Origin of the sequence: Aeromonas bestiarum (assembly GCF_000819745.1) — a bacterium.
In the GTDB taxonomy this organism is placed as follows: domain Bacteria; phylum Pseudomonadota; class Gammaproteobacteria; order Enterobacterales; family Aeromonadaceae; genus Aeromonas; species Aeromonas bestiarum.
The window spans coordinates 64,782-86,916 of the sequence record NZ_CDDA01000015.1 but is presented as its reverse complement, the minus strand read 5'-3'; the positions used below and the strand labels follow the sequence as shown (position 1 = coordinate 86,916).

The following is a 22,135-nucleotide window of genomic DNA, read 5'->3' as shown; positions in this document are numbered from 1 at the left end:
GGATCTGCCGTCTGTTTAGAGGTTATCAGAATAATAACCGGCTGCCGCCAAGAGTTGGCCGGCTATGCCCATCCGGGTTCATGCCTCATTGAGGTGCTTGCCAAATTCGCGCGCCAGCGCCAGATCCAGGAAGCCGTCGGCCTTCTTGTGGCTGCGCAGGAACTGGTAGTAGGCGAGCAGGGTGACCAGTTGCCTTTCATCAGGCAGGGAGGGCGCCGGCTGCAGCTCCTGCAACAGGGCGCCTGCGGCGGCCAGCGCCTCCCGATCCACCACTTCTGCCTGTCGGTAAAGATAACCACAGCCGGTGGCAAGCCACTCCAGCGAGCAGTTGGCCCCCATGGCGATCTGGTTTGCCTTGCCAAGGCCGGGCTCGGCCCCCTTCAGATATTTGCGGATCAGGGCTTCGCTCAAGCCGACTTTACGCGCAAACGCGCTGATGCTGCCCGCCCCGATCAGACTCCGCAACCGCTCGGCAAATCCTTCCATATATATCCCGTCAGAACCAAAGTTCGAGTGAACAAAAGCCGCATTATTGCCTTGCCAGGCAGAAGAGACCAAGATGCTGGCAGCATTAATTTCCCAAGGAGTCACTCATGTCTGTATCTCGCGTCGCCCTGCACGATCAGGGCCCGACCTTCTCCCGCCTCATCATGGGCTACTGGCGTCTGATGGAGTGGCAACTCTCCCCGGCCGCGCTGCTCGACCTGATGAAGTACCACCTGGACCTGGGAGTGACCACCCTGGATCACGCCGACATCTACGGCGGTTACCAGTGCGAGGAGGCGTTCGGCAAGGCCCTGCGCCTCGAGCCTTCCCTGCGCGAGCGGATGGAGATCGTCAGCAAGTGCGGCATCGCCCTCACCGCCAGGCCTGAACATGCCCTCAACCACTACAACACCGGCAAGGCACACATCATCGCCAGCGCCGAGGCCTCCTTGCACAAGCTCGGCACCGACCATCTGGATCTGCTGCTGATCCACCGTCCGGACCCCCTGATGGATGCCGACGAGGTGGCCGATGCCTTCATCACCCTCAGGCAGGCAGGCAAGATCAAGCACGCCGGGGTATCCAACTTCACCCCTCGCCAGCTCGAGCTGCTGCAATCGCGCCTGCCCTTCCCGCTGGTCACCAACCAGCTGGAGATCTCGCCGCTGAACCAGAGCACCACCCTGGATGGCACCCTGGATCAATGCCAGCAACTGCGCATCAAGCCCATGGCCTGGTCCTGCCTCGGTGGCGGACGCCTGTTCAACGGCCAGGAGTATGCGCCGCTGCGCGCCGAGCTCGAGCAGATCCGCCATGAAGTGGGCGCTCAGCACATAGAGCAGCTGGTCTACGCCTGGGTGATGATGCTGCCAAGCCAGCCGTTGCCGCTGATAGGATCAGGCAAGCGGGAGCGGATCGCCGCCGCCGTGGCCGCCGAGTCCATCCAGCTCACTCGCCAGCAGTGGTTCCGCATTCGCAAGGCGGCGCTCGGGTATGACGTGCCCTGACCCTGAGTGACAGCGGCATGGCGCCGCACCAACAAAAACGGCATGGGAGATACCCATGCCGTTTTGCATTATCGAGGCAACTCAACGATGACGCTGGGGGCGACCACGTGGTGCATCTGTCTTCGGTTTGGCTTGGTTGACTGTGATGGTGCGGCCACCGATTTCGGTGCCATGCAAACCGGCGATGGCCTTCTCGGCATCGCCATTGACAGGCATTTCAATAAAGCCAAACCCCTTGGACTGACCGGTATCGCGATCGATGATGATATCGACCTTTTCTACCTGCCCAAATTGGCTGAACACGGTTGTCAGTTCGTCGGCCGTCATCCGGTACGACAGATTACCTACGTAAATCTTCATGCCATCCACTCTCGATTCAAGGTGCCTTCTCTATCCAATCACCAACACAGAAGTAAGGGCACAACCTCCATGCCGGACCTGCCAGGGCATCATGCCGAGGCACTCCCCGTTCTGTTCACTCAAGTCATTGATCTCTTGGGCGAACAGAACAGGCAAGATCAATTCGAGTCACTGGCAGTATCTGAGCTTTGAGGTAGATTGTCGAGAAAATAGTCAGCTCAAATGGGGAGCAGCGCCTTGAGTATCTCCTTGAGTGCACGGCGACCGTGCCAGGCCCGTTTAAAGCCAAAGCGATAAATGCCGGGCGCGACCTCGTGGGTTCCCTCGCGGCCTAGCCCCATCAGTTTGGTCGCCGCCGCGAGCTGCTCGCCATCGAGCCTGAGATCCAGGCTGAACTCCAGCCACTGGCCGTCGTGGCCCACCTTGCGATCCCGCTCTATGCCGACCAGGGCCGCTCTTGGCAGTGCCAGCGCCCTGTCCTCGCTGCCATTGAGCAGATAGAGGCGCTCATCGTCCCAGGCGAGCTCGGCCAGTCGCCAGCGCTGCCAGTTGCGAGGCAGCACCATCATCAGCAGCACTATGCCGCCAAACACCAGACCCACCCAGGGCAGCAGCCCCATCGTCGGATAACCCAGGCCGACGGCGGCCAGCACGGTTACCAGACTCGCCAGCAGCAAGACCCCCATCACAGGATAAAAACGTCGGGCGGGAGGCATCAGGCAACAGAGCCCTGCCTTCTCCACCAGCTCACTCACCTTCATCTCCTTCTCCTCATGCTCTCGTGCGCTCACCTGGCTGTGGCGCGCATTGTGCGGGAGCCGGACGCCAAGATGCAACCCGACCGGCAAGTCGGATGACGACCTTGCCAGACTCTTGATATGATTGGGGTTATCTGAGCCCACCTCTTAGCGTGATTGTCGGGAGTCTCATGCTTGCTACCACCCTGCTCTTCATGGCCAGTGCCCTGCATACCGGGACCAGCCGCCCGATCGATCCCGAAGCCATTGGTGGCTATTCGGCCGGCTGCCTCAAAAATGGCATGGCCCTGCCGCTGACAGGGCCCGGCTATCAGGTGATCCGCAGCAAACGGCTGCGCTACTACGGTCACCCCGACCTTATTCACTACCTCACTACCCTGGCAAACCAGACCCGGATGGCCGGCATGCCGGATCTCTATATCGCCGATCTGGCCATGGCCCACGGCGGCCCCTTCAGCTCGGGCCATCGCAGCCACCAGACCGGGCTCGATGCCGACATCTGGTTTCGGATGGCCAACCAGCCCATCAGCAAATGGGAGCAAGATGCCCCCAGGGAGTGGGCGCTGATCGACGAGCCCAGTTACCGGGTCTTGCCGGGACGCTTCGGCCCCCAGCAACTGGAACTGCTGCGCCTCGCGGCCAGCAAGCCCGAGGTGGCCCGCATCTTTATCAACCCTGTGCTCAAGGGCGAGGTGTGCAAACGGGCCGCCGACGAACCCTGGGTCACCAAGCTGCGTCCCTGGGTCGGCCACTTCAGCCACTTCCATGTGCGTCTTCGCTGTCCGGCTGGCAGTCCGGATTGCCAGCCCCAGGCCCCTATCCCGCCCGGCAATGGCTGCGGCGCCGAGCTGGCCTCCTGGCTCAAGGACAAGCCGCAATTGCCCAAGGTCTCGATGGCGTACAGCAAACCCAGGCTGCCCGCCCGTTGTGGCAGTTGACCACAAGCTGTTATGGTGCACCTATATCCGCTAGAAATTTCAATGGAGAACAACAAGATGGCCACTTCACTCTGGCGCAGGGCAACGCAGAGCCTGTTGACCCTGACCCTGCTGCTGGGACTGACGGGTTGCGGCATGAACAACATTCCGACCCTGGATGAACAGGTCAAGGCGAGCTGGGGCCAGGTCGAGAACCAGTACCAGCGCCGGGCCGATCTCATTCCCAATCTGGTGGCCACCGTCAAGGGCTATGCCAGCCATGAGCAGGAGACCCTCAAAGCGGTCACCGACGCCCGTGCCCGGGTCGGCAGCGTGCAGGTGAGCGATCCCGCCCAGCTCAAGGAGTTTGAAGCGGCCCAGAATCAACTCTCCAGCGCCCTCTCCCGGCTGATGGTGGTGGTTGAACGCTATCCGGATCTGAAGGCGGATCAGCAGTTCCTCACCCTGCAGGCCCAGCTGGAAGGCACCGAGAACCGTATCTCTGTGGCCCGCCGCGACTACATAGAGGCGGTGCGCCTGTTCAATACCGAGATCCGCACCTTCCCCGGCGTCATCTGGTCCAAGTTGCTCTATTCGGATCTGGAGGCCAAACCTAGCTTCAGTGCCAAGCCAGGTGCCGATGAGGCGCCCAAGGTCAGCTTCCAATGAGCAGGCTTGTTCGCTGGCTGTTGCCCTGTCTGCTGCTGTGGACGGCGGCGCTGCAAGCCGCCCCCACCTTTCCGGCCCTCAGCGGCCGGGTGGTGGACGAGGCGAACCTGATGTCCCGCAAGCAGGCCCATCAGCTGACCCAGCAACTGGCCGCGTTTGAAAAGCGCAGCGGCATCCAGCTGGTGGTGGTCTCCATCGACACGCTGGGTGGCGACACCATAGAGGAGTACGGCTACCAGCTCGGCCGCCACTGGGGCATAGGTCAGAAGGGCAAGAACAATGGCGTCCTGCTGCTGATCGCCCAGGATGAACGCAAGGTGCGCATCGAGGTGGGTTATGGGCTGGAAGGTGCCCTGCCCGACGCCATTGCGGCCAACATCATCCAGACCCGGATCCTGCCCGCCTTCAAGCGTGGCGACATGGTCGCCGGCGTGGTCGCCGGCAGCCGGAGCATCATGCAGGCGCTGGCGGGTGAGTACACGCCGGTGGACACCGACAAACAGGAAGGCAAGCTGGGCGGCCCCTGGCTGTTCATCCTGATGGTGATTGTGATGCTAGTGCTGCACAACCTGCGCGGCGGTGGCGGAGGGGGTAGCAGCGGTGGCCGACGCCGCGCGGCTTTGCTGACCGGAGGCTTCGGGGCCGGCAGCTTCGGTGGCCGTGGCGGCAGCGGTGGCGGTTTCAGCGGGGGCGGCGGCAGTTTTGGCGGCGGAGGAGCCTCCGGTGGTTGGTAACAGGAATACAGGAATGAAGAGACAACACTATGATTTCTAAACAGTTCTTCCACACGCTGCAGGCCAAGGTTCGCGAGGCGGAGCTGGAAACGGATGCTGAACTGGTCACAGTGCTGGCGCCAGCCAGCGACGGCTATCGCTATATTCCCACCCTGTGGGCAGCGCTGATTGCCATGCTCACGCCCCTGCTGGTGTTTGAGCTCGGCTTCTGGCTCGGCTGGTACGAGATCCTGCTGGCACAGTGGTCGGTCTGGCTGCTGCTGAGCCTGTTGTTCCACTGGACCCCCATCAAGATGTACCTGATCCCGAAAAAGGTACGTCGGCACAGGGCGGCGCTGATGGCTCGCCTGCAGTTTGTCGAACAGGGTCTGCACCGCACCCGGGACCGGCTGGGGGTGCTGATCTTCGTCTCGGTGGCCGAGCACTACGTGGAGATACTGGTGGACGACGGCATAGCCCAGCACATCGACAATGCCCAGTGGCAGGCGATCATCGACGACTTCACCCAACGGGTACGCAACCGGGAAGTGGAGCAGGGATTTATCGAGTGCGTGGAACACACCAGCGCCATCCTGACCGATGCCTTCCCGGCGACCCGGGATCAGAATGAGCTGCCCGACAGCCTGATCATCCTGGACAAGCCCTGATCGGGTTTAAAAAACAGGCATTCTGTTCAAGGGATAGGCATCCGATAAAGATTATGAAAAATAAGGGGAAAAGTGGTTGACCCCGGCAGCCCTTTCCCCTAAATTACGCCCCGTTCCAGCGCAACGGCGCGGCGAACAAGGTGCTGGCTGAGCACCCTAAACAACAGACCAAAATTTGGTGAGGTGTCCGAGTGGCTGAAGGAGCACGCCTGGAAAGTGTGTATACGGCAACGTATCGAGGGTTCGAATCCCTCCCTCACCGCCAAATTGCAAAGCCCGACCCACTGGTCGGGCTTTTTGCATTGGGGCAGGCGCCCTTGGATGTCGACAAGGGAGGGTGAGAACCCTCGCTGGGTTCGAGCAGAGCAGCTTGCTGCGATGAACGGCCGCAGGCCGCCCCGAAGGGGTGAGCCACGCAGTGGCGAATCATCTCTCCCTCACCGCCAAATTAAAAAGAACCGACCTGATGGTCGGTTTTTTGCTTTCTGGCCTGCGCCATCGGCTCTCGATAGGCTAATGCTCTCACCCTCCTCACGAAAAACACAGGCACTATTCTGGGGACATCCTTCCTATCAGGCGTCCTTGCCCACCCAGGAATGAGCATGCCTGGTTTCTCGCCCTGTCCAGACAGATGTTCCGCCCTGCGCCGTTAAATATTTTCCCGCCGGACCCGGCTCTGATTTATTGCACACCGATTGGATATCATTTTGAAAAACTGATACTTAAATAGCTACACTAGCCATTATCAATATTCAGGGACGTACAAAGAATGAGCTTGATTGGCCTGATTTTTGCAATAATCTGTATCCTTGGCGGTAACATCATCGAGGGGGGCCATCCCAGCGCCCTGCTCGATCTGCCAGCCTTCCTCATAGTGATCGGTGGTACTGTCGGTGCCGCACTGACCCAGTTTCCCTTCTCCGTCGTCGGTAAAACCTTCAAGCGCTTCAAGTGGCTGCTTGCCCCCCCCAAGCTCGATATGCTGGAACAGGCACAGTTGCTGGAAACCCTGGCCGGCAACGCCAGACGCAGCGGCATGCTGGCCCTGGAAGGCATGATCGACGAGATCAAGGATCCCTTCCTGCAAAAAGGGGTGCAGATGATGGTCGATGGCTACGAGAAGACCAAGATCCACGAGGTGTTGGAGAACGAAATCGAGTTCGAGCATGAGGATCTCGAGCAGACAGTAAAATTCTATGAGGCCATGGGCGGCTACTGCCCGACCATGGGGATAGTGGGCGCGGTATTTGGCCTGATCCACGCCATGGGCCTGCTGGATGCCCCTGACAAACTGGGTGGTGCCATCGCGGTGGCCTTCATCGCCACCATCTACGGGGTGGGTGCCGCCAACCTGATCTTTCTTCCCTTCGGTAACCGCTACAAGGGGTTTGCCCATGATATCCGCCACTACAAGGAGATGACCTTGACCGGCATCCTCTGCATCGTGGATGGCGAGTCGCAAGCCCGGTTACAAGTTACCCTCGAACCTTATCTGGGAGGCCATGGTGGCCAAAAAGAAAAAGCCTGAAGCGCCGGAGAACCACGAACGCTGGCTGGTTTCCTATGCCGACTTCATGACCCTGCTGTTCGCCCTGTTCGTGGTGCTCTACTCCTTTGCCATGGCCAAACAGTCCGAGACCCGGGTGCTGATCCAGGGCTTCATCGAGTCGCTGGGTAAAATCGGCCTCATCTCTCCACCCGCTGGTTCCCCTGTGATGCAGGGCGGCACCGGGATCCTGGAGCCGGAATCCAGAACGGCCCCCAGCAGCCCGGATAAAGAAACCGTGCTGGAAAAAGAAGCTCCGACCGCGGCGGCAGATCCCTTCAACGAAACCATAGGGGCCTCGGAGAAGCCGAGTGCCACCGAGGCCTGGCCGCACAAGACCAAGGAACAGGAGTGGGTACAGGTCACCAAGAAGAAACTCGAGCAGCAGCTCAAGGCTCAGATTGAATCCAAGGATCTGGAGGTGGAGCAGCTCGGCAGCCAGCTGGTGATCCGCATCGGCGAGAAGGCGCTGTTCCCGGCCGATTCGGCCTTCCTGCAGCCCCAGTTCATTCCGCTGGTCAGCAAGATCTCCGGCATACTGGCCGACATCCCGGGCAAGGTGGTGGTGACAGGCCACACGGACAACTCGCAGGCGCCGATAGAGCTCTATCGCAGCAACTGGGAGCTGTCGGTGCTGCGCTCGGCCTCCATCGTCCATACCCTGCTCACCAACCCCAAGCTGGACGCAACCAGAGTCATAGCTCAGGGGGTGGCCGATGCCCAGCCGCGCTATGCCAACGACACGCCTGAGCATCGACAGGCCAACCGCCGGGTCGAGATCACCCTCTCCCAGGGCAAGGCCGCCGAAGAGGCGCTCCCCATCCTCAAACCCTGATCAGCAAACCCCGCCCAGCGGGGTTTTCTTTGCATCTCATCCAGCCGTTATCGCCCCAGTCATCCGACCAGCATCCCCTATTTTCCCCGCATGCCACGCTGTACAGGCCCCTGCGGCGCGCCGTTTTCCGGGTCTATTCGCGCCATTGAAAATGATTCTCAAATGAGAAAATTGACCTTGCTAGCAAAAACCGATTTTTCCCCCCATGATTAATAATTAATCCTTTGAAATGACATGTAAATCAGTATGGAAGTGGCATAATGCGTAACACCCTTGTTAAGTCACATGATTAATTCGGTTAGGGAAAACCTATATGTTTGCTGATATTGCTGTCCAGCATTGGGCTTTTGCTATCTATGTCGTTGCAGCCATTTGCCTGTGCCTGATCATGATAGGTCTGGCCGCCTTGCTGGGAGGCCGTGCCTACGGTCGAGCCAAAAACAAGCCCTTCGAATCGGGCATAGATTCGGTTGGCAATGCCCGTCTGCGTTTCTCCGCCAAGTTCTACCTGGTCGCCATGTTCTTCGTCATCTTCGACGTCGAGGCACTCTATCTGTTCGCCTGGTCCGTCTCCGTTCGGGAGAGTGGCTGGGTCGGCTTTATTGAAGCCGCCATCTTTATCACCCTGCTGCTGGTAGGTCTTATCTACCTGTGGCGCATCGGCGCCCTCGACTGGGCACCAAAGAAACGCGTTCTGACTGACAAGAAGCCAGACTGAATTACCGATATTCCCTTTGAGGTTGCACCATGAAGTACACCCTGACCCGGATTGACCCGGATGCGCCGGTTGAGCGCTACCCCCAGGAACAGCGCCAAACCGTCGATGATCCGCTGGCGCAACAGGCTGAACGCGGCATCATGATGGGGCGTCTCGAGGAGGTGTTGCAAGACACCGTCAACTGGGGTCGCAAGAATTCCCTCTGGCCCTACAACTTCGGCATCTCCTGCTGCTACGTGGAGATGTGTACCGCCTTCACTTCCCCCCATGACGTGGCCCGCTTCGGCGCCGAGGTTATTCGAGCCTCGCCGCGTCAGGCCGATTTCATGGTGATAGCAGGGACGCCCTTCATCAAGATGGCACCCGTCATCCAGCGCCTGTACGAACAGCTGCTCGAACCCAAGTGGGTCATCTCCATGGGCGCCTGCGCCAACTCGGGCGGCATGTATGACATTTACTCAGTGGTACAGGGCGTGGACAAGTTCCTGCCGGTCGACGTCTACATTCCTGGCTGCCCGCCCCGTCCCGAGGCCTTCCTGCAAGCCCTGATGCTGCTGCAGGACTCCATCGGCAAGGAACGCCGCCCCCTCTCCTGGGTGGTGGGCGATCAGGGGATCTACCGTCCCCAGATGCAGGCAGAGAAGGAACGCAAGCGCGGCGAGCGGATCAACGTTACCAACCTGCGCACGCCGGATGAGATCTGATCATGAAACTGACTCGAGAATTCCCCAGTAACTACACCATGGCCCAGTGGCAACCGAGCGATCACCAGGATGCCCAGGTGGTCGGCGAGCTGTTTGCCCACTTTGGTGCCGAGCGCTTCACCGTTCAGACCACCCGCACCGGCGTGCCCGTGGTCTGGCTCTCCCGCGAGCTGCTGCTGGACGTGATCGGCTTCTTGCGCAAGCTCCCCTCACCATTCGTGATGCTGTTTGATCTCAGCGCCACCGACGAGCGGATGCGCAGCCATCGCGACGGCCTGCCCGAGAGCGACTTCACCGTTTTCTATCACCTCATCTCCATCGACCGCAACGCCGATGTGATGCTGAAGGTGCCGCTCAAAGAGAGCGATCTGAGCCTGCCAACCATCAGCCGCCACTTCCCCAACGCCAACTGGTACGAGCGGGAAGTGTGGGATCTGATGGGCATCAACTTCGATGGGCACCCCCATCTGACCCGCATCATGATGCCCAAGAGCTGGCAGGGTCACCCGCTGCGCAAAGACTATCCGGCGCGCGCCACCGAGTTCGATCCCTTCATGCTCGATGCGGTCAAACAGGATCAGGAGCAGGACAACCTGCTGTTCAAACCCGAAGAGTGGGGCATGAACCGGGGCAACGAGAACGAGGACTACATGTTCTTGAACCTCGGCCCGAACCACCCCTCCGCCCACGGCGCCTTCCGGCTGGTGCTGCAGCTCGATGGCGAGGAGATCCGCGACTGCGTGCCCGACATCGGCTATCACCACCGCGGCGCCGAGAAGATGGGTGAGCGTCAGTCCTGGCACAGCTACATCCCCTATACCGACCGGGTCGAGTACCTGGGCGGCGTCATGAACAACCTGCCTTATGTGCTGGCGGTCGAGAAGCTGGCGGGCATCAAGGTGCCAAACCGGGTCGACGTGATCCGGGTGATGCTGGCGGAGCTGTTCCGCATCCAGAGCCACCTGCTGTTCCTCGGGACCTATATCCAGGACGTGGGTGCCATGACCCCCGTCTTCTTCACCTTCACCGACAGGCAAAAGATCTACACCATCATCGAAGCCATCACGGGCGCGCGCATGCACCCGGCCTGGTTCCGTATCGGCGGCGTGGCGCACGATCTGCCGGTGGGCTGGGCTCGTCTCATCCAGGATAACCTGCTGAACTGGCTGCCCAAGCGGCTGATGGATTATGAGAAGGCGGCCATGCGCAACAGCATATTGCGCGGCCGCACCATAGGCGTCGCCCCCTATACCACAGAGCAGGCATTGGCGTGGGGCATCACGGGGGGCGGTCTGCGAGCCACCGGCCTCAACTTTGACGTGCGCAAATGGCGCCCTTACTCGGGCTACGATCAGTTCGAGTTCGAGGTGCCGGTCGGTGCCAACGGGGATGTTTACGACCGTGGCATGATACGCCTCGAAGAGATGCGCCAGAGCCTGCGCATCATAGAGCAGTGTGTGAAGAACATGCCGGAGGGGCCATTCAAGGCGGATCACCCGCTCACTACGCCGCCGCCCAAAGATCGCACCCTGCAAGACATAGAGACCCTGATCACCCACTTCCTGCAAGTGTCCTGGGGCCCGGTAATGCCGGCCGCCGAATCCTTCCAGATGATAGAGGCGACCAAGGGGATCAACAGTTATTACCTGACCAGCGATGGCTCCACCATGAGCTACCGGACCCGGATCCGCACCCCGAGCTTTGCTCACCTGCAACAGATCCCCTCGGTGATCCGGGGCAGCATGGTGTCGGATCTCATCGCCTACCTGGGCAGTATCGATTTCGTTATGTCGGATGTGGATCGTTGAGTAACCGCTGTTACTAAACAACCGTTACGCGACAAAAAGGACAAGCCACAAAAGGTTAAGCCATGAGCCAGCAATGTCAGTGCCAAAACAATCAGACCCCGCAGGGGCAAAGTGAGTGCCAGGGCAAGGGGGACGGCTTCGTCCTGAGCCAGGCCGAACGCGATGCCATCCGGCATGAGATACACCACTACGAAGATCCCCGCGCCGCCAGCATAGAAGCACTCAAGATAGTGCAGCAAGCCCGCGGCTGGGTACCGGACGGTGCCATCCATGCCATCGCTGCCGAACTCGGCATTCCCGCCAGCGACGTGGAAGGGGTTGCGACTTTCTACAGCCAGATCTTCCGCCAGCCGGTCGGGCGCCACATCATCCGGGTCTGTGACAGCATGGTCTGTTACATCAACGGCCACGAAGGGCTGCTGGCCGGCCTCAAGGAAGTGATGGATCTGGCCCCCGGCCAGACCAGCGCCGACGGCCGCTTCACCCTGCTGCCCGTCTGCTGCCTCGGCAACTGTGACAAGGGGCCGGCGCTGATGATCGACGACGACACCTATGGCGGACTCGATGCCATCAGCCTGCTCAAGACCCTGGAGGCCTACCCATGAGTCTTCACGAGGGCAATATGCCCATGCGCCTTGAACGCAACAAGACCCCGGAGGCCAACCTATGTCCATGAGCCCACGGCCGACCACGCCTCTCGCCTCCATCGGCACGGCCAACCTGATTGCGCGCGCCCCCGAGACCCATCCGCTCACCTGGCGGCTGCGTGACGACGGCCAGCCGGTCTGGCTGGATGAATACCAGAGCAAGCAGGGCTATGACGCTGCCCGCAAAGCCCTCGGCCAGATGAGCCCGGATGAGATAGTCGGCACTGTCAAGGATGCCGGCCTCAAGGGGCGCGGTGGCGCCGGCTTCTCCACCGGGGTGAAGTGGGGCCTGATGCCCAAAGACGAGAGCATGAACATACGTTACCTGCTCTGCAACGCCGACGAGATGGAGCCGAATACTTGGAAGGATCGGCTGCTGATGGAGCAACTGCCCCACCTGCTGATCGAGGGAATGATCATCTCCGCCAAGGCCCTCAAGGCCTATCGCGGTTACATCTTCCTGCGTGGCGAGTACGTGGATGCCGCCATCAATCTGCGCCGCGCGGTGGAAGAGGCCAAGGCCGCCGGCCTGCTCGGCAAGAACATCCTGGGCTCGGGCTTTGACTTCGAGCTGTTCGTCCACACCGGCGCAGGGCGTTACATCTGCGGCGAAGAGACGGCGCTCATCAACTCCCTGGAAGGGCGCCGCGCCAACCCGCGCGCCAAGCCCCCCTTCCCCGCCGTCTCCGGCGTCTGGGGCAAGCCTACCTGCGTCAACAACGTCGAGACCCTGTGCAACGTGCCCGCCATCATAGGCAACGGCGTCGAGTGGTATCAGGGGCTGGCGCTGCCGGGATCCGAAGATCACGGCACCAAGCTGATGGGCTTCTCCGGCAAGGTCAACAACCCGGGCCTGTGGGAACTGCCCTTTGGCATCACCGCCCGTGAGCTGTTTGAAAACTACGCCGGTGGCATGAAGCCCGGCTATCGCCTGAAGGCCTGGCAACCGGGCGGGGCCGGTACCGGCTTCCTGCTGCCCGAGCACCTGGATGCCCAGATGTATGCCGGCGGCATCGGCAAGGTCGGCACCCGCATGGGCACAGGCCTCGCCATGGCGGTGGATGACAGCATCAACATGGTGGGGCTCTTACGCAACATGGAAGAGTTCTTCGCCCGCGAATCCTGTGGCTGGTGCACTCCCTGTCGCGACGGCCTTCCCTGGAGCGTCAAGCTGCTGCGGGCGCTGGAGCGGGGCGAGGGTCAGCAAGGAGATCTGGCAACGCTGGAACAGCTGGTCAGTTTCCTCGGCCCGGGCAAGACCTTCTGTGCCCACGCTCCTGGCGCCGTCGAGCCGCTTGGCAGCGCGCTCAAGTATTTCCGCGCCGAGTTCGAGGCCGGGATCAAGGGACCGCAGGATAATCACAAGCTGCTCAAAGGGATCCAGCCCAATCTGCTGGGTGAACGCTGGTAAGACGAGGACGCAGGGCCGATGGGCGAAGCCTGATCGGCCGTTTTATGCAACACAGGTGCAAACCAGAGTTCACGAATGTTTGATGACGCCATTGTCTGATTACGCCTGCCGGCTAATCCAATCTGCGCGTTTTATCTAATTGATGTCAGGGAAGTTGTATGGCCACCATTTTTGTAGACGGTAAAGAGTACGAGGTAGACGGGGCAGACAACCTGCTGCAAGCCTGTCTCTCCTTAGGGCTGGACGTCCCCTATTTTTGCTGGCACCCGGCGCTGGGTAGCGTCGGCGCCTGCCGCCAGTGTGCGGTCAAGCAGTATCAGAATGCCGACGACAAGCGCGGCCGCCTGGTCATGTCCTGCATGACCCCCTCTACCGATGGCACCTATATCTCCATCGAGGACGAGGAGGCGAAAGAGTTCCGCAAGACGGTGGTGGAGTGGCAGATGACCAACCACCCCCACGACTGCCCGGTATGTGAAGAGGGTGGCGCCTGCCACCTGCAGGACATGACGGTGATGACAGGCCATAACAGCCGTCGCTACCGCTTCACCAAGCGCACCCACCAGAATCAGGAACTGGGGCCCTTCATCAATCATGAGATGAACCGCTGCATCGCCTGTTATCGCTGCGTGCGTTACTACAAGGACTACGCCGGCGGCGAGGATCTGGGTGTCTATGGCGCCCACGACAACGTCTATTTCGGCCGGGTCGAAGATGGCACCCTGGAGAGCGAGTTCTCCGGCAACCTGGTGGAGGTCTGCCCCACCGGCGTGTTCACCGACAAGACCCACTCCGAGCGTTACAACCGCAAGTGGGACATGCAGTTTGCCCCCAGCATCTGCCAGCAGTGCTCGGTCGGTTGCAACATCAGCCCGGGCGAGCGCTACGGCGAGCTGCGCCGCATCGAGAACCGCTTCCACGGTGGCCTCAACCACTACTTCCTGTGCGATCGCGGCCGCTTTGGCTATGGCTACGTCAATCTGGCGGATCGCCCGCGTCAGCCATTGCTGCGTGACGGCAACGACAAGCTGGCCATCACGGTGGACGGCGCCCTGAACCGTGCCGCCGACGCCCTGCGCACCGCGGCCGGCGTCATCGGCATCGGCTCTCCCCGCGCCTCGCTGGAGAGCAACTTCGCCCTGCGCGAGCTGGTGGGTGCCGACAACTTCTATTGCGGCGTCGAGCAGAGCGAGTGGGAGTGCCTGCAAAAGATGTTGCACATACTGCAACACGGCGGCATTCGCACGCCGAGCCTGCGGGACATGGAAGAGGCCGACGCCATTCTGGTGCTGGGTGAAGATGTCACCATGAGCGCCGCCCGCATCGCCCTGGCCCTGCGCCAATCGGTCAAGGGCAAGGCGCGCGAGATCGCCCGCAAGATGAAGGTGGACTTATGGCAGGTCGCCGCGGTGCAGACCCTGGGCCAGAATGAGCGCTACCCGCTGCTCATCACCAGCCTGGACAGCACCCGCCTCGACGACGTGGCGGCAGAAAAACTGCACGCCCCCCACGCGGATCAGGCCCGCCTCGGTTTTGCCATCGCCCATCAGCTCGACAGCTCGGCCCCGGCCCTGGCCCTGGCCGATCTCGGCCAAGAACAACAGGCGCAAGCCGCTCGCTGGGCCGACCTGCTTGGCAACGCCAAAAAGCCGCTCATCATCGCAGGCTCGGGAGCCCGTACTCCGGCACTGATCGAGGCTGCCAGCAACATAGCCCGCGCCCTCAAGGGCCGTGGCCAGGACGTCAGCCTGGCACTGGTGGCGCAAGAGGCCAACAGTCTGGGTCTGGCCATGCTGGATGCAGGCAAGTCGGCAGGCAAATCGCTGGAAGCGGCCCTTGAGCGCATCGAAGCCCAGGATAACCTGGCACTGGTGGCCCTGGAGAACGATCTCTATCGCCGCGCTCCGCGCAATCGGGTCGATGCGGCCATCGCCCGCCTGCAACACCTGCTGGTGGTCGATCATCAGGATACCCAGACAGCCCAGAAGGCCGATCTGGTGCTGCCTGCCGCCAGCTTTGCCGAGGCCGATGGCACTCTCGTCAATATGGAGGGCCGTGCCCAGCGCTACTTCCAGGTCTATGCACCGGCCTTCTACAACGCCGACATCCAGATCCGGGAAGGGTGGCGCTGGCTGGCCGCGCTGCAGGGAGCTCTCGATCACAAGCCCCTGCGCTGGCAGAACCTTGACGAGATCAGCCGCGCCTGCGCCGCCTCGACGCCGCTGCTCGCTCCCATGCTGGAAGCCTCGCCCAACGCCGGGCTGCGGATCCGTGGCATGAAGCTGGCTCGTGAGCCGCACCGCTACAGCGGTCGCACCTCCATGCTGGCGGATCAGAACGTCAGCGAGCCGAGAGTGGCCCAGGATCCTGACTCCCCCTTCAACTTCTCCATGGAAGGCTATGCCGGTGCCCGCCAACCGATGCAACAGGTGCCGTTTGCCTGGGCGCCGGGCTGGAACTCGCCGTCGGCCTGGAACAAGTTCCAGGACGAGGTGGGCGGCAAGCTGCGCGCCGGTGATCCCGGTCGCCGCCTGCTGGAGCCGGGTGAAGACAGTCTTGGCTGGTTTGATGCCATACCGGCCCCTTTCGTGGCTCAGGAAGCCCTGCAGGTGGTCAACTATGACCAGCTGTTTGGCGGCGAGGAACTCTCCGCTCGCAGCCCTGTGATCCAGGCCCGCATGAATGAGCCCGAGCTGGTGCTGAACCCGGCCGATGCGGCTCGCCTTGCCCTCAACGCGGGCAACCAGGTGAGCTTCTCCTGGGGTGGCAACCACTGGCGCCTCAAGCTGCGGTTGAGCCATGCTCTGGCACAGGGTCTGCTGGGTCTGCCGCTCGGCGTGAACGGTCTGCCGACCGCGCTGCAACAGGCCTACATCAACAACCTGCAGGAGGCGATCGCATGAGTGATTCCCTGATGGAGCTGCTGATTGAAGTCGGCAAGGCGCTGATCGTGCTGGTGGGGATAGTGGGGGCTGGCGCCTTCATGAGCTTCATCGAACGTCGCCTGCTGGCGCTGTGGCAGGATCGCTACGGCCCCAACCGGGTGGGCCCGTTCGGCCTGCTGCAGCTGGCGGCCGACATGGTCAAGATGTTCTTCAAGGAGGACTGGATCCCTCCGTTCGCGGATCGCCGGATCTTCATCCTGGCCCCCATCATCGCCTTTACCGCCTTTATTCTGGCGTTTGCCGTGGTGCCGCTCACCCCCACCTGGGGCGTGGCGGATCTCAACGTGGGCCTGCTCTACATACTGGCCATTGCGGGACTGGCGGTCTATGCCGTGCTGTTCGCCGGCTGGTCGAGCAACAACAAATACTCATTGCTCGGCAGCCTGCGCGCCTCGGCCCAGACCCTCTCCTACGAGGTGTTCCTGGGGCTCTCCCTGATGGGGATAGTGATCCAGACCGGCAGCTTCAACCTGAGAGACATAGTCGAGGCCCAGGAGGGCTTGTGGAACGTGGTGCCCCAGATCCTGGGCTTCATCACCTTCCTGTTTGCCGGCGTCGCCGTCACCCACCGCCACCCGTTTGACCAGCCGGAGGCCGAGCAGGAGCTCGCCGACGGCTATCACATCGAGTATGCGGGCATGAAATGGGGTCTCTTCTTCGTGGGCGAGTACATCGGCATAGTGCTGATCTCCTCCCTCATAGTGACCCTGTTCTTCGGTGGCTGGCACGGCCCCTGGTTGCCGCCCTTCATCTGGTTTGCCCTGAAGACCGCCTGCTTCATGGTGCTCTTCATCCTGCTGCGGGCCTCCCTGCCCCGTCCGCGTTTTGACCAGGTGATGTCCTTTGGCTGGAAAGTCTGCCTGCCGCTGACCCTGATCAACATGCTGATCACGGGAGCCGTGGTGCTGATGAGTGCGCAGTGAGGCCGGAATGGATATGAACATTGTGATGCCGTTTGGCTGGAACGTCTGCTTGCCTCGCGCCTTGCACCCCGCTCGGGATGCAAGGCTCAGGGGCTGTGGTGCTGATGAATGTGCAGTGAGGCACGACTATGAAAATTGTTAGCATAATCAAGGGTGTCGGTACCCAACTTCGCAGTCTGGGCATGGTGTTTTCCCATGCCTGGCGACCACGCGAAACTCTGAGTTACCCGGAAGAGGCTGTCTATGCCGCCCCCCGTTTCCGTGGCCGCATCGTGCTGACCCGCGACCCGGACGGCGACGAGCGCTGCGTGGCCTGCAACCTCTGCGCCGTGGCCTGCCCGGTCGGCTGCATCTCGCTGCAGAAAGCGGAGCGGGACGATGGTCGCTGGTATCCTGAGTTCTTTCGCATCAACTTCTCCCGCTGCATCTTCTGCGGCCTGTGCGAAGAGGCCTGCCCCACCACCGCCATCCAGCTGACGCCGGATTTCGAGATGGGCGAATACCGCCGCCAGGATCTGGTGTACGAGAAGGAAGACTTGCTGATCAGCGGGCCCGGCAAATACCCGGATTACAACTTCTATCGCATGAGCGGTATGGCCATCGACGGCAAGCCGAAAGGGGATGCCGAGCACGAAGCCAAACCTATCGATGTCAAGAGCCTGCTGCCCTGAGGAGTCAATCATGGAACTGGCATTTTATGCCGCGGCCCTGGTAGCCGTTTACAGCACGCTGCGGGTGATCAGCACCAGCAATCCCATGCATGCGCTGCTCAATCTCATTATTTCGCTCATCGCCGTGGCCATGATCTTCTTCTGTCTGGGTGCCTCCTTCGCGGGTGCCCTGCAGGTGATCGTCTACGCGGGCGCCATCATGGTGTTGTTCGTGTTCGTGGTGATGATGCTGAACCTGGGATCGTCCCAGGATCAGGAGAAGAACTGGCTCACCCCCACCACCTGGGTGGGTCCGGGCCTGCTCTCTCTCGTCCTGCTGGGCTTTCTGGCCTACGGCATTCTCGGCGTGACAGGGGGTCAGCTTGGTCTGACCGACGTCAGTGCGAAAGAGGTCGGCATCGCCCTGTTCGGCCCTTACGTGCTGGCGGTGGAGCTCGCTTCCATCCTGCTGCTGGCGGGTCTGGTGACCGCCTACCACCTGGGCCGTGAAGACAAGAGCGGAGAAGTGCTTTCCGTTCCCAAAACTGCCGTGCGCCCAGCACCAAGTCCATCTCAAGAAGGAGGTCAGCAATGAGTGGCATCCCCATGGAACACGGTCTGCTGCTGGCCGCCGTGCTGTTTTGCATCGGTTTGTGCGGTCTGCTGATCCGCCGTAACTTGCTGTTTATCCTCATGAGTATCGAGATCATGATGAATGCGTCCGCGCTGGCGTTCGTGGTGGCTGGCAGCCGCTGGGCCCAGGCCGATGGCCAGATCATGTACATACTGGTGATTTCTCTGGCGGCAGCGGAGGCCAGTATAGGCCTGGCCCTGTTACTGCTGCTCTATCGTCGTTACCACACCCTCAATGTGGACACTGTGAGTGAGATGCGCGGATGAGCCTCTTATACCTGACTTTTCTATTCCCGCTGCTGGGATGGCTGGTGCTGGCCTTCTCCCTTGGCCGTTTCGGCGAGCGCAGCTCGGCACTGATCGGCGTCGGCAGCATAGGGTTGTCGGCCCTCACCACCCTGTGGGTCGGCATCGATTTCCTCAATACCATGCCGGTCGGCGGTGTCTACACCCAGACCCTGTGGCAATGGATGTCGGTGGGCAGCTTCAATCCCACCTTCCGCCTGGCACTGGACGGCCTGTCGCTGACCATGCTGGGGGTGGTGACCGGGGTGGGTTTCTTCATCCACCTGTTCGCCTCCTGGTACATGCGCGGAGAAGAGGGCTATTCCCGCTTCTTCACTTACACCAACCTGTTCATCGCCAGCATGGTGTTCCTGGTGCTGGCCGATGACCTGCTGTTCGTCTACCTCGGCTGGGAAGGGGTGGGGCTGTGCAGCTACCTGCTGATCGGCTTCTACTACCGCAACCCGGCCAACGGGGCGGCCGCCCTCAAGGCATTCGTGGTGACCCGGGTCGGCGACGTCTTCCTCGCCATCGGCCTGTTCGTCCTCTACCGGGAGCTGGGCACCCTCAACATCCATGAGCTGCTGGTGCGCGCGCCCGCGATGTTCGCCGAGGGTTCCCCTGCCCTGTCGTTCGCCTGCCTGATGCTGCTCGGCGGCGCGGTCGGTAAATCGGCCCAGCTGCCGCTGCAAACCTGGCTGGCGGATGCCATGGCGGGCCCGACACCTGTCTCTGCCCTGATCCACGCCGCGACCATGGTGACCGCCGGTGTCTATCTCATCGCCCGTACCCACGGCCTCTTCCTGCTGGCCCCCGAGATCCTGCATCTGGTGGCACTGGTCGGTGCCATCACCCTGGTGCTGGCGGGTTTTGCAGCCCTGGTACAAACCGACATCAAGCGGATCCTGGCCTACTCCACCATGAGCCAGATAGGCTACATGTTCCTGGCCCTCGGGGTTGGCGCCTGGGAAGGGGCCATCTTCCACCTGATGACCCACGCCTTCTTCAAGGCGCTCTTGTTCCTCTCCGCCGGTGCCGTCATAGTCGCGACCCACCACGAGCAGAACATCTTCAAGATGGGAGGCCTGCGCAAGAGTCTGCCGCTGGTCTATGCCTGCTTCCTGGTGGGGGGCTCGGCGCTGGCCGCGCTGCCGCTGGTCACGGCCGGTTTCTACAGTAAAGACGCCATCCTGTGGCAGGTGCAGGCATCCGGCCAGACCACACTATTGTGGGCCGGTCTGGTGGGGGCCTTCCTGACCTCCCTCTACACCTTCCGCCTCATCTTCATCGCCTTCCACGGCAAGGTGCAGACCGAGGCCCACGCCGGCCACGGCCTGGCCCACCAGCTGCCGCTGCTGGTCCTGCTGGTGCTCTCCACCGGCATCGGGGCCCTGATAGTGCCGCCGCTGGCTGGAGTACTGCCGGCCGGTCCGGGAGATCACATAGAAGCGGGTCGTCATGCGCTGGAAATAGCCTCCGGCATAGTCGCCATCGCGGGCATAGCCCTGGCCGCCTTCCTGTTCCTGGGTGAGCGTCGACTGGCCACCAGCGTGGCGAATAGCGCGCCTGGCCGTCTGCTCAGCACCCTCTGGTTCAATGCCTGGGGCTTTGACTGGTTGTACGATCAGCTGTGGGTCAAACCCTACCTGCTCAGCACCCGTCTGCTCGGCAAGGATCCGCTGGACTGGATGATGAACCTGCCGGCCTGGCTGGCACAGAGTGGCCACCAGCTGTTGGCCTGGACCGTTTCCGGCAAGTTGCGCTGGTATGCAGCCTCCATGGGGATGGGCGCCGCCCTGATCCTGGCCCTGCTGCTGCTCGGCTGATCCCGTGATGCAGCCCCTGAACTCGCAGCAAGCCCACGGGCCTGCACAGTGACTAGAACATAGACGAGAGCTGATATCGTGACCTTACTCTGGATCTTGTTAATACCCTTCATCGGCGGTCTGCTCTGTTGGCAGACCGAGCGCTTCGGTGAATACTTCGTGCGCTGGGTCGCCCTGCTGTCCATGAGCGCCTGCCTGCTGCTCTCCGGCGCCATCTGGTGGAGCGGTGACTTTTCCCTTGCAACCCAGACGGGCGTGTCCGCCTGGGCCGCCGAACTGCAGTTGCCCTGGATCCCTCGCTTCGGCATATCCCTGCATCTGGCGGTGGATGGCTTGTCGCTCTTGATGGTGATGCTCACCTGCTTCATCGGCGTGCTGGCCATCCTCTGTTCCTGGAAGGAAATCGTGCAGCGCATCGGCTTCTTCCACCTCAACCTGCTCTGGATCCTGGGGGGCGTGCTCGGCGTCTTCATGGCGCTGGATCTGTTCCTGTTCTTCTTCTTCTGGGAGATGATGCTGGTCCCCATGTACTTCCTGATCGCGCTGTGGGGCCACTCGGTCACCGACGGCAAGTCCAGGATCAACGCGGCCACCAAGTTCTTCATCTACACCCAGGTCAGCGGCCTCATCATGCTGGTCGCCATCCTGGGTCTGGTGCTGACCCACCACGCCGCCACCGGCGTGTTCACCTTTGACTATCAGGACTTGCTCAACACCCCGATGAGCAAGGGCGTCCAGTGGTTGTTGATGCTGGGCTTCTTCATCGCCTTCGCGGTCAAGATGCCGCTGGTGCCGCTGCACGGCTGGCTGCCGGATGCCCACAGTCAGGCGCCGACCGCAGGCTCGGTGGACCTGGCCGGTATCTTGCTGAAAACCGCCGCCTACGGTCTGCTGCGCTTCGCCCTGCCGCTGTTCCCGGAGGCCTCCGCCGAGTTCGCCCCCTACGCCATGCTGCTGGGCTTGGTCGGCATCGTTTACGGCGCCATAGTGGCGTTCGCCCAGACCGACATCAAGCGGCTGGTGGCCTACACCAGCATCTCCCACATGGGCTTCGTGATGATCGCCATCTACTCGGGTAGCGAGCTGGCGCTGCAAGGCGCCGTGGTGCAGATGATAGCCCACGGCCTCTCCGCCGCCGGCCTCTTCATCCTGTGCGGCCAGCTCTACGAGCGGCTGCACACCCGTGATCTGCGCCTGATGGGCGGCCTGTGGGGCCGGTTGCGCTACCTGCCCGGCGTCATGCTGTTCTTCTCGGTGGCCTCCCTTGGCATGCCGGGTACCGGCAACTTCGTCGGCGAGTTCCTGATCCTCATCGGCAGCTTCCAGGTCGCTCCCATCATCACAATCATCGCCACCTTCGGTCTGGTGCTGGCATCCGTCTACTCCCTCATCATGCTGCAACGTGCCTGCTTCGGCGCGCCCAAGGACGAGAAGGTACTCAAGGGACTGGACAGCCGCGAGCTGGCCATGATGCTGACAATCGCCGGTCTGCTGGTGCTGCTCGGTGTCTATCCCCAGCCGGTGCTCGATACCGCAGGCAGCAGCCTGATGAGCGTGCTGCACTGGTACGCACTGCCGTCCGCTGGAGCATTGCAATGAACCTGACTGTTTCCCGACCGCTGGCCC

The 22,135-nt window shown here is 61.6% G+C and carries 22 protein-coding genes, 1 tRNA gene and 1 other RNA gene; 21 read left to right on the top strand and 3 right to left on the bottom strand.

The window, feature by feature from the left end:
- Window positions 1–78 precede the first annotated feature (78 nt).
- The gene (locus BN1118_RS07655) at window positions 79–486 is read right to left on the bottom strand and encodes a helix-turn-helix domain-containing protein (RefSeq protein ID WP_043136665.1); all 408 of its coding nucleotides are present in this window, start codon (window positions 484–486) and stop codon (window positions 79–81) included.
- A gap of 107 nt (window positions 487–593) precedes the next feature.
- On the opposite strand from BN1118_RS07655, the gene BN1118_RS07650 reads away from it, so the two are divergent.
- The gene (locus tag BN1118_RS07650; protein WP_043555325.1) at window positions 594–1,493 is read left to right on the top strand and encodes an aldo/keto reductase; all 900 of its coding nucleotides are present in this window, start codon (window positions 594–596) and stop codon (window positions 1,491–1,493) included.
- Between the two features lie 81 nt (window positions 1,494–1,574).
- Here BN1118_RS07650 and BN1118_RS07645 read toward each other — a convergent pair whose 3' ends face one another.
- Both BN1118_RS07645 and BN1118_RS07640 read right to left on the bottom strand, forming a co-directional pair.
- Complete coding sequence (locus BN1118_RS07645; RefSeq protein ID WP_080741091.1) at window positions 1,575–1,853, bottom strand: RNA recognition motif domain-containing protein; 279 nt, start codon at window positions 1,851–1,853, stop codon at window positions 1,575–1,577.
- 218 nt (window positions 1,854–2,071) lie between these two features.
- Entirely contained in the window at window positions 2,072–2,614 is a 543-nt protein-coding gene (locus BN1118_RS07640; RefSeq protein ID WP_043136673.1) for a hypothetical protein, read from the bottom strand.
- A 167-nt stretch (window positions 2,615–2,781) separates the two neighbouring features.
- Here BN1118_RS07640 and mepA point away from each other — a divergent pair, with 167 nt between their 5' ends.
- From mepA to nuoM, 20 genes are all read left to right on the top strand, one after another.
- Window positions 2,782–3,549, top strand: coding sequence for a penicillin-insensitive murein endopeptidase (gene mepA, locus BN1118_RS07635; RefSeq protein ID WP_043555323.1), 768 nt, complete (start codon window positions 2,782–2,784; stop codon window positions 3,547–3,549).
- A gap of 42 nt (window positions 3,550–3,591) precedes the next feature.
- Window positions 3,592–4,197: a LemA family protein gene (locus BN1118_RS07630; protein ID WP_043555321.1), complete on the top strand. Its 606-nt coding sequence runs from the start codon at window positions 3,592–3,594 to the stop codon at window positions 4,195–4,197.
- On the top strand, window positions 4,194–4,931 hold the full coding sequence (locus tag BN1118_RS07625; RefSeq protein ID WP_043555319.1) for a TPM domain-containing protein: 738 nt from the start codon (window positions 4,194–4,196) through the stop codon (window positions 4,929–4,931). Before BN1118_RS07630 ends, BN1118_RS07625 begins: the two co-directional genes overlap by 4 nt.
- A gap of 29 nt (window positions 4,932–4,960) precedes the next feature.
- Window positions 4,961–5,578: a TPM domain-containing protein gene (locus tag BN1118_RS07620; RefSeq protein WP_043555317.1), complete on the top strand. Its 618-nt coding sequence runs from the start codon at window positions 4,961–4,963 to the stop codon at window positions 5,576–5,578.
- A 177-nt stretch (window positions 5,579–5,755) separates the two neighbouring features.
- A tRNA-Ser gene (locus tag BN1118_RS07615) sits at window positions 5,756–5,843 on the top strand.
- 52 nt (window positions 5,844–5,895) lie between these two features.
- Window positions 5,896–6,024: non-coding RNA, RtT sRNA (locus tag BN1118_RS21090), on the top strand.
- Window positions 6,025–6,347: 323 nt separating this feature from the next.
- A complete protein-coding gene (locus tag BN1118_RS07610) occupies window positions 6,348–7,106 on the top strand; it encodes a flagellar motor protein (protein ID WP_043555316.1) in 759 nt (252 codons plus the stop codon).
- Complete coding sequence (locus BN1118_RS07605; protein ID WP_043555315.1) at window positions 7,081–7,959, top strand: flagellar motor protein MotB; 879 nt, start codon at window positions 7,081–7,083, stop codon at window positions 7,957–7,959. The genes BN1118_RS07610 and BN1118_RS07605 overlap by 26 nt, the downstream gene beginning before the upstream one ends.
- Before the next feature lie 313 nt (window positions 7,960–8,272).
- Complete coding sequence (locus tag BN1118_RS07600; protein WP_042865893.1) at window positions 8,273–8,677, top strand: NADH-quinone oxidoreductase subunit A; 405 nt, start codon at window positions 8,273–8,275, stop codon at window positions 8,675–8,677.
- Between the two features lie 29 nt (window positions 8,678–8,706).
- On the top strand, window positions 8,707–9,381 hold the full coding sequence (locus tag BN1118_RS07595) for a NuoB/complex I 20 kDa subunit family protein (RefSeq protein WP_042034369.1): 675 nt from the start codon (window positions 8,707–8,709) through the stop codon (window positions 9,379–9,381).
- Window positions 9,382–9,383: 2 nt separating this feature from the next.
- The gene (gene nuoC / locus BN1118_RS07590) at window positions 9,384–11,189 is read left to right on the top strand and encodes an NADH-quinone oxidoreductase subunit C/D (RefSeq protein ID WP_043555314.1); all 1,806 of its coding nucleotides are present in this window, start codon (window positions 9,384–9,386) and stop codon (window positions 11,187–11,189) included.
- Between the two features lie 62 nt (window positions 11,190–11,251).
- Window positions 11,252–11,794, top strand: a complete 543-nt coding sequence (nuoE, locus tag BN1118_RS07585) for an NADH-quinone oxidoreductase subunit NuoE (RefSeq protein ID WP_043136692.1) — start codon at window positions 11,252–11,254, stop codon at window positions 11,792–11,794.
- Window positions 11,795–11,861: 67 nt separating this feature from the next.
- Window positions 11,862–13,247, top strand: a complete 1,386-nt coding sequence (gene nuoF, locus BN1118_RS07580) for an NADH-quinone oxidoreductase subunit NuoF (protein WP_043555840.1) — start codon at window positions 11,862–11,864, stop codon at window positions 13,245–13,247.
- 158 nt (window positions 13,248–13,405) lie between these two features.
- Window positions 13,406–16,150: an NADH-quinone oxidoreductase subunit NuoG gene (nuoG, locus tag BN1118_RS07575; protein WP_043555313.1), complete on the top strand. Its 2,745-nt coding sequence runs from the start codon at window positions 13,406–13,408 to the stop codon at window positions 16,148–16,150.
- Window positions 16,147–17,115 carry an NADH-quinone oxidoreductase subunit NuoH gene (gene nuoH, locus BN1118_RS07570; RefSeq protein ID WP_043555312.1) on the top strand — a complete coding sequence of 323 codons (969 nt, stop codon included), beginning with the start codon at window positions 16,147–16,149 and terminating at the stop codon, window positions 17,113–17,115. The genes nuoG and nuoH overlap by 4 nt, the downstream gene beginning before the upstream one ends.
- Window positions 17,116–17,243: 128 nt before the next feature.
- Window positions 17,244–17,786 (top strand): NADH-quinone oxidoreductase subunit NuoI, encoded by a 543-nt coding sequence (gene nuoI / locus BN1118_RS07565; protein WP_043136700.1) that lies wholly within the window; start codon window positions 17,244–17,246, stop codon window positions 17,784–17,786.
- A 10-nt stretch (window positions 17,787–17,796) separates the two neighbouring features.
- Window positions 17,797–18,360, top strand: a complete 564-nt coding sequence (gene nuoJ / locus BN1118_RS07560; protein ID WP_043555311.1) for an NADH-quinone oxidoreductase subunit J — start codon at window positions 17,797–17,799, stop codon at window positions 18,358–18,360.
- Complete coding sequence (nuoK, locus tag BN1118_RS07555; protein WP_042034381.1) at window positions 18,357–18,665, top strand: NADH-quinone oxidoreductase subunit NuoK; 309 nt, start codon at window positions 18,357–18,359, stop codon at window positions 18,663–18,665. Before nuoJ ends, nuoK begins: the two co-directional genes overlap by 4 nt.
- Window positions 18,662–20,509: an NADH-quinone oxidoreductase subunit L gene (gene nuoL / locus BN1118_RS07550; RefSeq protein ID WP_043136704.1), complete on the top strand. Its 1,848-nt coding sequence runs from the start codon at window positions 18,662–18,664 to the stop codon at window positions 20,507–20,509. Before nuoK ends, nuoL begins: the two co-directional genes overlap by 4 nt.
- A gap of 78 nt (window positions 20,510–20,587) precedes the next feature.
- Entirely contained in the window at window positions 20,588–22,108 is a 1,521-nt protein-coding gene (gene nuoM / locus BN1118_RS07545; protein WP_043555308.1) for an NADH-quinone oxidoreductase subunit M, read from the top strand.
- The last annotated feature ends 27 nt before the right edge of the window (window positions 22,109–22,135 follow it).